Annotated in this window: 9 protein-coding genes and 5 pseudogenes; 8 read left to right on the plus strand and 6 right to left on the minus strand. The window is 50.7% G+C overall.

All coding sequences use genetic code 11. The features are described 5' to 3' along the window. Together BFF42_RS26290 and BFF42_RS26295 are read left to right on the plus strand one after the other, a co-directional pair. Positions 1-134: pseudogene (locus tag BFF42_RS26290) on the plus strand (IS110 family transposase); the annotation flags it as partial. Positions 135-162: 28 nt separating this feature from the next. Continuing rightward, positions 163-327 (plus strand): annotated as a pseudogene (locus tag BFF42_RS26295) (formate/nitrite transporter family protein); the annotation flags it as partial. Between the two features lie 37 nt (positions 328-364). Here the strand turns inward: BFF42_RS26295 and BFF42_RS26300 are convergent. Beyond that, positions 365-1,426 carry an AI-2E family transporter gene (locus BFF42_RS26300; RefSeq protein WP_000892044.1) on the minus strand — a complete coding sequence of 354 codons (1,062 nt, stop codon included), beginning with the start codon at positions 1,424-1,426 and terminating at the stop codon, positions 365-367. A 212-nt stretch (positions 1,427-1,638) separates the two neighbouring features. On the opposite strand from BFF42_RS26300, the gene bepA reads away from it, so the two are divergent. Both bepA and arsC read left to right on the plus strand, forming a co-directional pair. Then, positions 1,639-3,102 (plus strand): beta-barrel assembly-enhancing protease, encoded by a 1,464-nt coding sequence (gene bepA / locus BFF42_RS26305; protein ID WP_000489639.1) that lies wholly within the window; start codon positions 1,639-1,641, stop codon positions 3,100-3,102. 20 nt (positions 3,103-3,122) lie between these two features. Continuing rightward, entirely contained in the window at positions 3,123-3,482 is a 360-nt protein-coding gene (gene arsC / locus BFF42_RS26310) for an arsenate reductase (glutaredoxin) (RefSeq protein WP_000166449.1), read from the plus strand. 137 nt (positions 3,483-3,619) lie between these two features. Here the strand turns inward: arsC and BFF42_RS26315 are convergent, their stop codons facing one another. From BFF42_RS26315 to upp, 3 genes are all read right to left on the minus strand, one after another. Then, positions 3,620-4,321: a DnaA inactivator Hda gene (locus BFF42_RS26315; RefSeq protein WP_001307333.1), complete on the minus strand. Its 702-nt coding sequence runs from the start codon at positions 4,319-4,321 to the stop codon at positions 3,620-3,622. 94 nt (positions 4,322-4,415) lie between these two features. Continuing rightward, positions 4,416-5,705 (minus strand): uracil permease, encoded by a 1,290-nt coding sequence (uraA, locus tag BFF42_RS26320; RefSeq protein WP_005026368.1) that lies wholly within the window; start codon positions 5,703-5,705, stop codon positions 4,416-4,418. 85 nt (positions 5,706-5,790) lie between these two features. Further along, positions 5,791-6,417 (minus strand): uracil phosphoribosyltransferase, encoded by a 627-nt coding sequence (gene upp, locus BFF42_RS26325; RefSeq protein WP_001295473.1) that lies wholly within the window; start codon positions 6,415-6,417, stop codon positions 5,791-5,793. A gap of 323 nt (positions 6,418-6,740) precedes the next feature. Here upp and purM point away from each other — a divergent pair. The 4 genes and pseudogenes from purM to ppx all read left to right on the plus strand — a co-directional run bounded on the left by purM (position 6,741) and on the right by ppx (position 12,199). Continuing rightward, a pseudogene (gene purM, locus BFF42_RS26330) lies at positions 6,741-7,777 on the plus strand (phosphoribosylformylglycinamidine cyclo-ligase). Beyond that, positions 7,777-8,415, plus strand: coding sequence for a phosphoribosylglycinamide formyltransferase (gene purN / locus BFF42_RS26335; protein WP_001028618.1), 639 nt, complete (start codon positions 7,777-7,779; stop codon positions 8,413-8,415). The pseudogene purM and the gene purN overlap by 1 nt, the downstream one beginning before the upstream one ends. Positions 8,416-8,586: 171 nt before the next feature. Further along, complete coding sequence (gene ppk1 / locus BFF42_RS26340; protein ID WP_000529575.1) at positions 8,587-10,653, plus strand: polyphosphate kinase 1; 2,067 nt, start codon at positions 8,587-8,589, stop codon at positions 10,651-10,653. A 4-nt stretch (positions 10,654-10,657) separates the two neighbouring features. Further along, positions 10,658-12,199: an exopolyphosphatase gene (ppx, locus tag BFF42_RS26345; RefSeq protein ID WP_001121370.1), complete on the plus strand. Its 1,542-nt coding sequence runs from the start codon at positions 10,658-10,660 to the stop codon at positions 12,197-12,199. Positions 12,200-12,288: 89 nt separating this feature from the next. Here ppx and pdeF read toward each other — a convergent pair. Both pdeF and BFF42_RS26355 read right to left on the minus strand, forming a co-directional pair. Further along, positions 12,289-14,476: pseudogene (gene pdeF, locus BFF42_RS26350) on the minus strand (cyclic-guanylate-specific phosphodiesterase PdeF). 28 nt (positions 14,477-14,504) lie between these two features. Continuing rightward, positions 14,505-14,789 (minus strand): annotated as a pseudogene (locus BFF42_RS26355) (IS1-like element IS1X2 family transposase); the annotation flags it as partial.

Genomic DNA, 14,789 nt, shown 5'->3' on the forward strand with positions numbered 1-14,789 from the left:
GGGCTTACTACACCCGCAAAATGAGTCAGGGAAAACGACACAATCAGGCGCTTATCGCCCTGGCGAGACGACGCTGCGACGTTCTGTTCGCCATGATGCACGACGGGACTTTTTATACCCCGCAGGGGTCATAACATGCTTGACAACTTAATAGGGGCACCCCCCTTCTGGCAACTGGCGCACAGTAGCGCAGACAATTTTCCGGCACTGACGGTCAGCCATTTTATTACCGCCAATCTGCTCCCGGTGATGCTGGGTAATATTATCGGCGGTGCAGTGCTGGTGAGTATGTGTTATCGGGCTATTTATTTACGTCAGGAATCCTGAAAAATCAGCCCGGCGAAACAGTTCGTCGGGCTGAAGATTATTCTTGCGCGATTTGCCCATCGGGCCAGGCGTGGATCACGGCTTTGATCAGCGTCGCCAATGGAATGGCGAAGAATACGCCCCAGAATCCCCACAAACCACCGAAGATCACCACCGATAAAATAATCACCAGCGGATGCAGGTTAACCGCTTCGGAGAACAACACCGGTACTAGCAGGTTGCCGTCCAGCGCCTGAATAATCAGATACACCGCGAAGCAGCTCCAGAATTCCGTGCCTGCGCCAAACTGGAATAGCGCCACGCCAACCACCGGAATGGTCACCACAAATGCGCCAATGTACGGAATAAGAACCGAGAAGCCGACCAGCACCGCCAGCAGCAGCGAATAGTTCAGCCCAAAGAGCAAGAACCCCAGCCAGGTGGCGATCCCCACCACGATCATCTCCAGCACTTTGCCGCGGATATAGTTGGTGATTTGTTGATTCATCTCCTTCCACACCTGTCCTGCCAGTCCACGGTTGCGCGGCAGCACCCGACGAACGGCGTTCAGCATCTGCTCTTTGTCTTTCAGCAGGAAGAAGACCATCAATGGCACCAGCACCAGATAGACGGCAATGGTCAGCAAACCGACCAGCGAGGCGAGGGAAATTTTCACCACCGAATCGCCCATGGTCAGCATCCGACTGCGCATATTTTCGGCCATTGCATCAATAATGCCCGCGTCCATTAACGCCGGATAGCGGCGCGGCAACGTGGCGGCAAAGTCAGAAAGCTTATTGAGCATCCCCGGCATATCGCGGATTAAGTAGATGCCCTGTTGCCAGGCGATAGGCAGTACCACGAACGCCATCAGTAGCAATATACCGACAAAAACCACCAATACAATCGACGTCGCCCAGCGGCGGGAGCAGCCAATAGATTGCAGGCGCACGGTTGGCCATTCCAGCAAATAGGCCAGCACAATAGCCACCAGCAACGGAGCAAGCAGGCCACTAAAGAAAAAGATAATGCCAAATCCGGCAACTAAAATAACCAGCAAGGCAATCGCTTCCGGGTCGCTAAAACGGCGGCGATACCATTGCATCAACATTTCGAGCATAAAAACCTTCCCTGAACCTCAAGAGCGGGATTGCGATCCGCAATTGTATCGAAATGTCACAAAAAAGACTTCGCTTTTTATGACGGATTCAGGAAACTGAAAAGTCATTTGAGTGGGCTAATCTTCGCCGTTACACTCAAAGGCGGCGCGGTGGGAACGATATTTCACAGTATCGGTCAAATGACTATCTTCAGAAATACAGGATAGAGGTTATGTTCAGGCAGTTGAAAAAAAACCTGGTTGCAACCCTCATTGCTGCTATGACCATTGGTCAGGTAGCCCCGGCGTTTGCCGACAACGCAGACACCTTGCCGGATATGGGAACCTCCGCAGGAAGCACGCTTTCCATTGGTCAGGAAATGCAGATGGGCGACTATTATGTCCGCCAGCTACGCGGCAGCGCGCCGTTAATTAATGACCCGCTGTTAACGCAATATATTAATTCGCTGGGGATGCGTCTGGTTTCGCATGCCAATTCGGTTAAGACACCGTTTCATTTTTTTCTAATCAACAACGACGAAATTAACGCCTTTGCTTTCTTTGGCGGCAACGTGGTGCTGCACTCTGCCCTGTTCCGTTATTCCGATAACGAAAGTCAACTGGCTTCAGTTATGGCGCACGAAATCTCCCACCTCACCCAACGTCACCTGGCGCGAGCGATGGAAGATCAGCAGCGCAGCGCGCCGCTGACCTGGGTCGGCGCGTTAGGTTCTATTTTACTGGCGATGGCCAGTCCGCAGGCGGGGATGGCGGCGCTGACCGGTACACTGGCGGGAACGCGTCAGGGGATGATCAGTTTCACCCAGCAAAATGAACAGGAAGCGGACCGCATTGGTATTCAGGTGCTGCAACGCTCGGGATTCGATCCGCAGGCGATGCCAACCTTCCTCGAAAAATTACTCGATCAGGCGCGTTACTCCTCGCGCCCGCCGGAAATTTTATTGACTCACCCGTTGCCGGAAAGTCGTCTGGCAGATGCCCGCAACCGTGCTAATCAGATGCGACCGATGGTGGTGCAGTCGTCGGAAGATTTCTATCTGGCGAAAGCGCGCACACTGGGGATGTATAATTCCGGACGTAACCAGCTCACCAGTGATTTGCTGGATGAATGGGCGAAAGGAAACGTTCGTCAGCAACGAGCGGCGCAATATGGTCGTGCTTTACAGGCGATGGAAGCCAATAAATACGACGAGGCGCGTAAAACGCTGCAACCGTTACTGGCGGCAGAACCTGGCAACGCATGGTATCTCGATCTGGCTACCGATATCGATCTTGGGCAAAACAAAGCCAATGAGGCAATCAATCGCCTGAAAAATGCCCGTGATTTGCGCACCAATCCGGTGTTGCAGCTCAACCTGGCAAACGCTTATCTGCAAGGCGGTCAACCACAAGAAGCGGCCAATATTCTCAATCGCTACACCTTTAATAATAAAGATGACAGCAACGGCTGGGATTTACTGGCACAGGCGGAAGCCGCGCTAAATAACCGCGATCAGGAGCTGGCTGCGCGAGCAGAAGGTTATGCGCTCGCCGGACGACTCGATCAGGCCATTTCGCTGTTGAGTAGCGCCAGTTCGCAGGTGAAATTAGGCAGCCTGCAACAAGCGCGTTACGATGCGCGCATCGACCAGTTGCGCCAGCTGCAGGAACGCTTTAAGCCTTATACCAAGATGTAATTCGCATTAAAGGAAGAACAATGACCAAACAGGTAAAAATCTACCATAACCCACGCTGTTCAAAGAGCCGGGAAACGCTGAACCTGCTGAAAGAAAACGGCGTGGAGCCAGAAGTGGTACTCTACCTTGAGACACCCGCCGATGCGGCAACGCTGCGCGATTTGCTGAAAATGCTGGGGATGAATAGCGCCCGTGAATTGATGCGCCAGAAAGAGGATCTTTATAAAGAACTGAACCTGGCTGACAGTTCGCTTAGCGAAGAGGCGCTGATTCAGGCAATGGTGGATAATCCGAAGCTGATGGAGCGCCCGATTGTGGTCGCGAATGGCAAAGCGCGGATTGGTCGTCCACCGGAGCAGGTACTGGAAATCGTGGGTTAAGATGTGCTCCATCGCTAGTTGAAGCACATTGCCGGATGCGACGCTTGCCATGTCTTATCCGGCCTACGAATACTATGGATTAACTTCGCGTAGTTCGGATAAGGCGTTCGCGCCGCATCCGACAATAAACACCTTATCTACAACTTCAGAATTTCTTTCACAAACGGAATGGTCAGCTTACGTTGCGCGGTAATCGACGCACGATCCAACTGATCCAACGTCATAAATAGCGTGCGCATTTCTCTGTCGAGCCGCTTCAGCAAGAAACGCCCCACATCTTCCGGCAGTTCAAAACCACGCAAACGCGCGCGTAACTGTAGCGCCTGCAACTTATCTTCATCAGAAAGTGGCTGCAATTTGTAGATCTGCCCCCAGTCGAGTCGCGACGCGAGATCCGGTAATCCCAGATTCAACTGCCGCGGTGGACGATCGCCGGTGATCAACAACCGTGTTTTGCCCGATTCCAGAATTCGATTGTAGAGATCGAAAATCGCCATCTCCCACAACTCATCGCCTGCAATACACTCAATGTTGTCGATACAAACCAGCGACAAATGCTCCATACCGTCGAGCACTTCCGGAACAAACCAGGTGCGTTTATCCAGCGGGACATAGCCCACCGCATCGCCACGCTGCGACAATTCCGCGCAAGCCGCGTGCAGCAGATGGCTGCGCCCCGCGCCTTCGCGTGCCCAGAGATAGATGTAACCGCTATGTTCCTGACGCAGCACGTTTTGCAGCGCGGCCAGTAAAGAGGAGTTATCCCCCGGCCAGAAACTTGCAAAGGTTTCGTCGTCAGGAAGATAAAGTGGCAAAGAGAGCTGTGCCGGTGTGTTCAGAGATACCTCAACCAGGATTTCACAAAATCGCGAGAAGTTTACCACAGAATCCCATGATGTTTGAACCGGGCAGCAACACTGCCCGGTCGGTACATTATTTGTCTGTTATATCCGCCTCTTCTGCGTCCAGCACCACTTCTTCAGGGCGCAGCACACTGATCAGTTTGAAAATCAAACTTAAGCCGATACCGACGATGGTCGCCAGCGCCATACCTTTTAACTCCGCCGCGCCGATGTTTACCTTCGCGCCACTGACGCCGATGATCAAAATCACGGAAGTCAGGATCAGGTTCTGTGCTTTGTTGTAATCCACTTTCGATTCGATCAAAACACGAATACCGGAAGCACCGATGACACCATAAAGCAGCAGTGAAACGCCGCCCATCACCGGCAATGGGATCATCTGGATAGCGGCAGCCAGTTTACCGACGCAGGAAAGCAGGATAGCGAAAATCGCCGCCCCGCCGATAACCCAGGTACTGTAAACACGGGTGATCGCCATCACGCCAATGTTTTCTCCGTAAGTGGTATTTGGCGTGGAGCCAAAGAAGCCGGAGATCACGGTCGACAGGCCGTTAGCAAACATCGAACGGTGCAGACCTGGATCGCGCAGCAGATCTTTTTTGACGATATTAGCCGTTACTACCAGGTGCCCTACGTGTTCGGCAATAACCACTAACGCCGCTGGCAGAATAGTCAGAATGGCAAACCACTCGAAGCGCGGCGTATAGAGGGTTGGCAGCGCAAACCAGTGAGCATTAATAATCGGCGTGGTATCGACAATTCCCATTGCGAAAGAGAGCGCGTAGCCCACCAGCACGCCAATTAAAATCGGGATAATTGCCAGGAAACCACGAAACAGCACAGAACCTAAAACCGTGACCGCCAGGGTGGTAATAGAGATGATGATGGTTTTGGAGTCTGGCGTTTGCCCTTCAGCCGGGAGTAAACCCGCCATACCGGCAGCTACGCCCGCCAGCTCCAGACCGATGACGGCAACGATTGCGCCCATTGCCGCAGGTGGAAACAGCACGTCCAGCCAGCCGGTCCCCGCTTTCTTCACGATAAAAGAAACCAGGCAGAACAGCACGCCGCACATAATAAAGCCGCCCAGCGCGACTTCATACCCTAACGGCAACAGTAACAATACCGGTGAAATAAAGGCAAAGCTGGAACCAAGATAAGCCGGAATTTTCCCTTTACAGATGAAGAGATACAGCAGCGTTCCAATACCGTTAAATAACAGTACAGTCGCCGGGTTAATATGAAATAAGACGGGCACCAGGACGGTTGCACCAAACATGGCGAACAAATGTTGCAAACTAAGCGGGATTGTCTGTAAAAGTGGCGGTCTTTCACTCACCCCGATAGCACGGCGCGTCATAGTATTATCCTCTGTATTATGTGTTATAGGCGCTTTACTCAAAAAAAAGCCGACTCTTAAAGTCGGCTTTAATTATTTTTATTCTTTATTTCGTACCAAAGATTTTGTCACCGGCATCGCCGAGGCCCGGAATAATGTATCCGTGCTCGTTCAGTCCCTGATCAATCGATGCGGTATACAGTTCGACGTCCGGGTGCGCTTTTTCCAGCGCAGCGATACCTTCTGGCGCAGCGACCAGCACCAGAACTTTGATGCTGCTGCAGCCCGCTTTTTTCAGCAGGTCGATGGTCGCGATAACGGAACCACCGGTTGCCAGCATTGGGTCAACGATCAGCGCCATACGCTCATCGATGTTAGAAACCAGTTTCTGGAAGTACGGTACCGGCTCCAGCGTTTCTTCATTACGGTACATACCGACAACGCTGATGCGCGCGCTCGGAACATTTTCCAGCACACCGTCCATCATACCAAGACCCGCACGCAGAATTGGCACAACGGTAATTTTCTTACCTTTGATCTGGTCGATTTCTACCGGGCCGTTCCAGCCTTCGATAGTTACTTTTTCCGTTTCGAGGTCGGCGGTCGCTTCGTAAGTCAGCAGGCTACCCACTTCGGAAGCGAGTTCGCGAAAGCGCTTGGTGCTGATATCTTGCTCACGCATCAGTCCCAGCTTGTGTTTGACGAGTGGGTGTTTGACTTCCACGATCTTCATACTCTTTCTCCTTTGAGGGGCAGCCACAAAAAAATCGACGGATTATACCTCCTTTCTTCAAGGCGGCAATATTCTTTTCGTTGACTTTAGTCAAAATGATAACGATTTGAGATAAAGTTATTTTATATTCAAATGGTTATGAAAGAAGATCATTCCATCCGAAAACTAACCTTTGCCCTGGCACAAGTCTTCTTTCGCCGCGCGTCTGGGGAAAAGACGTGCAAAAAGGTTGTGCAAAGCAGTCTCGCAAACGTTTGCTTTCCCTGTTAGAATTGCGCCGAATTTTATTTTTCTACCGCAAGTAACGCGTGGGGACCCAAGCAGTGACCGATAAAACCTCTCTTAGCTACAAAGATGCCGGTGTTGATATTGACGCGGGTAATGCTCTGGTTGGAAGAATCAAAGGCGTAGTGAAGAAAACGCGTCGTCCGGAGTGATGGGCGGTCTGGGCGGCTTCGGTGCGCTGTGTGCATTGCCGCAAAAATATCGTGAACCCGTGCTGGTTTCCGGCACTGACGGCGTAGGTACCAAGCTGCGTCTGGCAATGGACTTAAAACGTCACGACACCATTGGTATTGATCTGGTCGCCATGTGCGTTAATGACCTGGTGGTGCAAGGTGCAGAACCGCTGTTTTTCCTCGACTATTACGCAACCGGAAAACTGGATGTTGATACCGCTTCAGCGGTGATCAGCGGCATCGCGGAAGGTTGTCTGCAATCGGGCTGTTCACTGGTGGGTGGCGAAACGGCAGAAATGCCGGGGATGTATCACGGTGAAGATTACGATGTCGCGGGTTTCTGCGTGGGCGTGGTAGAAAAATCAGAAATCATCGACGGCTCTAAAGTCAGCGACGGCGATGTTCTGATTGCACTCGGTTCCAGCGGTCCGCACTCGAACGGCTATTCGCTGGTGCGCAAAATTCTTGAAGTCAGCGGTTGTGATCCGCAAACCACCGAACTTGATGGTAAGCCATTAGCCGATCATCTGCTGGCACCGACCCGCATTTACGTGAAGTCAGTGCTGGAGTTGATTGAAAAGGTCGATGTGCATGCCATTGCGCACCTGACCGGCGGCGGCTTCTGGGAAAACATTCCACGCGTATTGCCAGATAATACTCAGGCAGTGATTGATGAATCTTCCTGGCAGTGGCCGGAAGTGTTCAACTGGCTGCAAACGGCAGGTAACGTTGAGCGCCATGAAATGTATCGCACCTTCAACTGCGGCGTCGGGATGATTATTGCCCTACCTGCTCCGGAAGTGGACAAAGCCCTCGCCCTGCTCAATGCCAACGGTGAAAACGCGTGGAAAATCGGTATCATCAAAGCCTCTGATTCCGAACAACGCGTGGTTATCGAATAATGAATATTGTGGTGCTTATTTCCGGTAACGGAAGTAATTTACAGGCAATTATTGACGCCTGTAAAACCAACAAAATTAAAGGCACCGTACGGGCAGTTTTCAGCAATAAGGCCGACGCGTTCGGCCTTGAACGCGCCCGCCAGGCGGGTATTGCAACGCATACGCTCATCGCCAGCGCGTTTGACAGTCGTGAAGCCTATGACCGGGAGTTGATTCATGAAATCGACATGTACGCACCCGATGTGGTCGTGCTGGCTGGTTTTATGCGCATTCTCAGCCCGGCGTTTGTCTCCCACTATGCCGGGCGTTTGCTGAACATTCACCCTTCTCTGCTGCCGAAATATCCCGGATTACACACCCATCGTCAGGCGCTGGAAAATGGCGATGAAGAGCACGGTACATCGGTGCATTTCGTCACCGATGAACTGGACGGTGGCCCGGTTATTTTACAGGCGAAAGTCCCGGTATTTGCTGGTGATACGGAAGATGACGTCACCGCCCGCGTGCAAACCCAGGAACACGCTATTTATCCACTGGTGATTAGCTGGTTTGCCGATGGTCGTCTGAAAATGCACGAAAACGCCGCGTGGCTGGATGGTCAACGTCTGCCGCCGCAGGGCTACGCTGCCGACGAGTAATGCCCCCGTAGTTAAAGCGCCAGCTCTGCCGCTGGCGTTTTTCAATTCACCTGTAAATCGCAAGCTCCAGCAGTTTTTTTCCCCCTTTTCTGGCATAGTTGGACATCTGCCAATATTGCTCGCCATAATATCCAGGCAGTGTCCCGTGAATAAAACGGAGTAAAAGTGGTAATGGGTCAGGAAAAGCTATACATCGAAAAAGAGCTCAGTTGGTTATCGTTCAATGAACGCGTGCTTCAGGAAGCGGCGGACAAATCTAACCCGCTGATTGAAAGGATGCGTTTCTTGGGGATCTATTCCAATAACCTTGATGAGTTCTATAAAGTCCGCTTCGCTGAACTGAAGCGACGCATCATTATTAGCGAAGAACAAGGCTCCAACTCTCATTCCCGCCATTTACTGGGCAAAATTCAGTCCCGGGTGCTGAAAGCCGATCAGGAATTCGACGGCCTCTACAACGAGCTATTGCTGGAGATGGCGCGCAACCAGATCTTCCTGATTAATGAACGCCAGCTCTCCGTCAATCAACAAAACTGGCTTCGTCATTATTTTAAGCAGTATCTGCGTCAGCACATTACGCCGATTTTAATCAATCCTGACACTGACTTAGTGCAGTTCCTGAAGGATGATTACACCTATCTGGCGGTGGAAATTATCCGTGGAGACACCATCCGTTACGCGCTGCTGGAGATCCCATCAGATAAAGTGCCGCGCTTTGTGAATTTACCGCCAGAAGCGCCGCGTCGACGCAAGCCGATGATTCTTCTGGATAACATTCTGCGTTACTGCCTTGATGATATTTTCAAAGGCTTCTTTGATTATGACGCGCTGAATGCCTATTCAATGAAGATGACCCGCGATGCCGAATACGATTTAGTGCATGAGATGGAAGCCAGCCTGATGGAGTTGATGTCTTCCAGTCTCAAGCAACGTTTAACTGCTGAGCCGGTGCGTTTTGTTTATCAGCGCGATATGCCCAATGCGCTGGTTGAAGTGTTACGCGAAAAACTGACTATTTCCCGCTACGACTCCATCGTCCCCGGCGGTCGTTATCATAATTTTAAAGACTTTATTAATTTCCCCAATGTCGGCAAAGCCAATCTGGTGAACAAACCACTGCCGCGTTTACGCCACATTTGGTTTGATAAAGCCCAGTTCCGCAATGGTTTTGATGCCATTCGCGAACGCGATGTGTTGCTCTATTATCCTTATCACACCTTTGAGCATGTGCTGGAACTGCTGCGTCAGGCTTCGTTCGACCCGAGCGTACTGGCGATTAAAATTAACATTTACCGCGTGGCGAAAGATTCACGCATCATCGACTCGATGATCCACGCCGCACATAACGGTAAGAAAGTCACTGTGGTGGTTGAGTTACAGGCGCGTTTCGACGAAGAAGCCAACATTCACTGGGCGAAGCGCCTGACCGAAGCAGGCGTGCACGTTATCTTCTCTGCGCCGGGGCTGAAAATTCACGCCAAACTGTTCCTGATTTCACGTAAAGAAAACGGTGAAGTGGTCCGTTACGCACACATCGGGACCGGGAACTTTAACGAAAAAACCGCGCGTCTTTATACTGACTATTCGTTGCTGACCGCAGATGCGCGTATCACCAACGAAGTACGGCGGGTATTTAACTTTATTGAAAACCCATACCGCCCAGTGACATTTGATTATTTAATGGTGTCACCGCAAAACTCTCGCCGTCTGTTATATGAAATGGTAGACCGCGAAATCGCCAACGCGCAGCAAGGGCTGCCCAGTGGTATCACCCTGAAGCTAAATAACCTTGTCGATAAAGGCTTGGTTGATCGTCTGTATGCGGCCTCCAGCTCCGGCGTACCGGTTAATCTGCTGGTTCGCGGAATGTGTTCGCTGATCCCCAATCTGGAAGGCATTAGCGACAACATTCGTGCCATCAGTATTGTTGACCGTTACCTTGAACATGACCGGGTTTATATTTTTGAAAATGGCGGCGATAAAAAGGTCTACCTTTCTTCCGCCGACTGGATGACGCGCAATATTGATTATCGTATTGAAGTGGCGACACCGCTGCTCGATCCGCACCTGAAGCAGCGGGTGCTGGACATCATCGACATATTGTTCAGCGATACGGTCAAAGCACGTTATATCGATAAAGAACTCAGTAATCGCTACGTTCCCCGCGGCAATCGCCGCAAAGTACGGGCGCAGTTGGCGATTTACGACTACATCAAATCACTCGAACAACCTGAATAACCCTATGCCAATACACGATAAATCCCCTCGTCCGCAGGAGTTTGCTGCGGTCGATCTTGGTTCAAACAGTTTTCACATGGTCATAGCCCGTGTGGTAGATGGTGCCATGCAGATTATTGGCCGCCTGAAACAGCGAGTGCATCTGGCGGACGGCCTGGGGCCAGATAATATGTTGAGTGAAGAGGCAATGACGCGCGGTTTGAACTGTCTGTCGCTGTTTGCCGAACGGCTACAAGGGTTTTCTCCTGCCAGCGTCTGTATAGTCGGCACCCATACGCTGCGTCAGGCGCTGAACGCCACTGACTTTCTGAAACGCGTGGAAAAGGTCATTCCCTACCCGATTGAAATTATTTCCGGTAATGAAGAAGCCCGTCTGATTTTTATGGGCGTGGAACATACCCAACCGGAGAAAGGTCGCAAACTGGTTATTGATATTGGCGGCGGATCTACGGAACTGGTGATTGGTGAAAATTTCGAACCGATTCTCGTTGAAAGCCGCCGGATGGGTTGTGTCAGCTTTGCCCAGCTTTACTTCCCTGGCGGGGTCATCAATAAAGAGAATTTTCAGCGCGCTCGTATGGCGGCAGCACAAAAACTGGAAACTTTAACCTGGCAATTCCGTATTCAGGGCTGGAACGTGGCAATGGGCGCTTCCGGTACCATAAAAGCCGCCCATGAAGTGTTAATGGAAATGGGCGAGAAAGACGGAATAATTACCCCGGAACGTCTGGAAAAACTGGTAAAAGAAGTTTTACGTCACCGTAATTTCGCATCGCTGAGTTTACCGGGTCTTTCCGAAGAGCGGAAAACAGTCTTCGTTCCTGGACTGGCGATTTTATGCGGTGTGTTTGATGCTTTAGCCATCCGTGAACTGCGCCTTTCTGACGGGGCGTTACGCGAAGGCGTACTGTACGAAATGGAAGGACGTTTCCGTCATCAGGATGTGCGTAGTCGCACCGCCAGCAGCCTCGCCAACCAGTATCACATCGACAGCGAACAGGCCCGACGGGTGCTGGATACCACTATGCAAATGTACGAACAGTGGCGGGAACAGCAACCGAAGCTGGCGCATCCGCAACTGGAGGCGCTACTGCGATGGGCCGCCATGCTGCATGAGGTCGGGTTGAATATCAACCACAGCGGTTTGCATCGCCACTCCGCTTATATTCTGCAAAACAGTGACTTGCCGGGTTTTAATCAGGAACAGCAGCTGATGATGGCGACACTGGTGCGCTATCACCGCAAAGCGATTAAACTCGACGATCTGCCGCGCTTTACCTTGTTTAAGAAGAAACAGTTCCTGCCACTGATTCAGCTATTGCGCCTTGGCGTATTACTCAACAATCAACGTCAGGCAACCACCACACCGCCAACATTGACACTGATTACTGATGACAGTCACTGGACACTGCGTTTCCCGCATGACTGGTTTAGTCAGAATGCGTTGGTACTGCTTGATCTGGAAAAGGAGCAAGAATACTGGGAAGGCGTGGCTGGCTGGCGGTTGAAAATTGAAGAAGAAAGTACACCTGAAATCGCCGCTTAATGCTTTGCGGGCCGACGAGAAATGGCGGCCCGCATTATTCAGGCACTTTCGCGAATGGGTTCGATTTCATTCAACGTATCAATTAACGGCTACGGCTTACCAATAAGATAACCCTGCATATAATCGATCCCCAAAGAGAGCACCGCCTCGCGGATCTCTTCGTTTTCAACGTACTCTGCCACTACCCGCATTTTCTTCATTCGCGCCAGGTGGCAAATCGATGCCACTATCTGATAATCCAGACTATTTGACACAATATTGCGGATAAAACTGCCGTCAATTTTAAGCAGATCGGCATTCACATTTTTAAGCCGTGCATAGCTGGCGTAGCCGGTGCCGAAATCATCAATCGCAATCTGGCAGCCTAATTCCTGAAGATGCTGCAAGGTGATTTGCGCCTGCTTAACATTGGTCAGAGCATTACTTTCGGTGACTTCAAAAATAAGTTGCCACGCTTCAATCTGATATTTAGCCAGCAACTGACTTCAAAAGGAAAACGAGCCTGACATACCGAGGTTGGAGACAGATTAATAGCAAAACGGTGAGCGGGCATCTTCGCTCTGTTTTCAGCCATAAATTGCAGCGTATGCTCAATGACCCACATGTCGATACTCGACGATAAACCAAATTCGTGCGCGACCGGCAAGAAGCTATCGGGGCTGATCAGTTCATCATTCTCACCTTTCATGCGCAGAAGAATTTCATGGTAAACATCACCACGCATACCGGTAATCGGCTGGGCCATCAGGAAAAAATGGTTGTGTTCCAGCGCCTGCTGTAGTCGATTCATCATCGCGACTTTATCTTTCAATTCGCGTTGCAATACATTGCCCCGCGACGCTGCATATTTTCCGGGGCGTTGGTCACGATGGAAAGTTCGGCGACCGTATTTAGCTCTCCCAGCAGCAGGTAGATATGATTCACTGGCGAGCGCACATAGCAGTAACTGACGCCAATCTGCGGTTGCATCGGCATGCCATCCCAAAAGAAACGAAATTGCTTGAGATGGCTATCCAGTGCGGTAATGCGCTCCTGGTGCGATTCTGTATTCAGTCGCAGCGCGAGATCGTTACCCGAAAGCTGATAAACATCTTCACCCGGTTCCAGCAAGGGTGACAGCCAGTGAGAAAGTTTTTGCTTGTATTGAATCCGCAGCATGATGCCATAGTTCTTAACCAGCATTTCCATGCCAGGGATGCGTAAATAACAAAGCGCAGACCAGGGGGCATCACGCAACGCGCAATTCAGGGCGCGAACATTTGGCAGATGAACCACCGGGTCCACATACGCAAGCCGCTGAATGCGTCTGACTACCGCTCTCTGACGGGTTGCCAGTACAGCCATATAATTGACAATAAAAGAGAATACCAGATAACTGGAGGAGGTTATGGTCAGCTGCGTGGTATAGCTAGGATAAATGGGAATGTAATTTTGATAGCTGTGGATGCTGATCATCAACACGACCGCCCAGAGCAGAGAAATCAGCTTATAACCATAGCGCATCGCTCCCCACATCATCAGGGGCAGCAATAATGATAAGGTATAATTGGTGCTAAAAATTGTGCTTTTTTCATTTAACGGCATGCATAACAGCAACAATAAAGCACCTAATGCCAGTAGCCAGAGCGCGAACTCTTTTTTGGTGACTTTGGCATCAACCTGCTGTTTTAATTGCGAATAATAGCTACGTAAATAAAATGGATTTCGCACTACCCGAATGATGAAGTAGCACAGCGGGACACCGATCAGATTACCCACCAGTAAGGCCTGATAATTGATTAAAGTCCCGAGGTTAAAAGGCATGACACCGACCAGATTTTCTCTGCTCGCCAGTAATCCTACAAATGCAGCAAACTGGAAAAGTATCAGAAACAGCGTTGCAGGAAACACAATCTGCCAGAATATACGCTGGGAAATTAAACGGGTATCACCATGTGAAACGTTGTTACGCCGGGGAGTAAAGACCCTGTAACCGCCCCAACAGAGAATGATAATGATAATAAAATTAGCCGTTAATGATAGCGTTTCGTAAAAACCCAGCTCTGCATATTTGCGGACAAAAATCCCTAAGGCGATCCCTGGCAATGCCGCCCAGCTGAAAAACATCATCATGCTGATCATCAGTGCCAGAGGCAGATAAAAGAGAAAAACCTCACCGGAAGAAATATGCGCGAAAGTATTAATGTGGGCGAAAATGGGCAAGATTAAAAAAGGCAGGAATAGCGGAAGCCCCCACCATTTATCACGTATTTTTATATAAGTTGCATTCAGTTTCATAGATGCTCAGCAGGGTAATGACTCCAACTTACTGATAGTGTTTTATGTTCAGATAATGCCCGATGACCTTGTCATGCAGCTCCACCGATTTTGAGAACGACAGTGACTTCCGTCCCAGCCTTGCCAGATGTTGTCTCAGATTCAGATTATGTCGCTCAATGCGCTGAGTGTAACGCTTGCTGATAACGTGCAGCTTTCCCTTCAGGCGTGATTCATACAGCGGCCAGCCATCCGTCATCCATACCACGACCTCAAAGGCCGACAGCAGGCTCAGAAGACGCTCCAGTGTGGCCAGAGTGCGTTCACCGAAGAC

The organism is Shigella sp. FC1661 (assembly GCF_001712525.1).
Taxonomy (GTDB): Bacteria; Pseudomonadota; Gammaproteobacteria; order Enterobacterales; family Enterobacteriaceae; genus Escherichia; species Escherichia coli.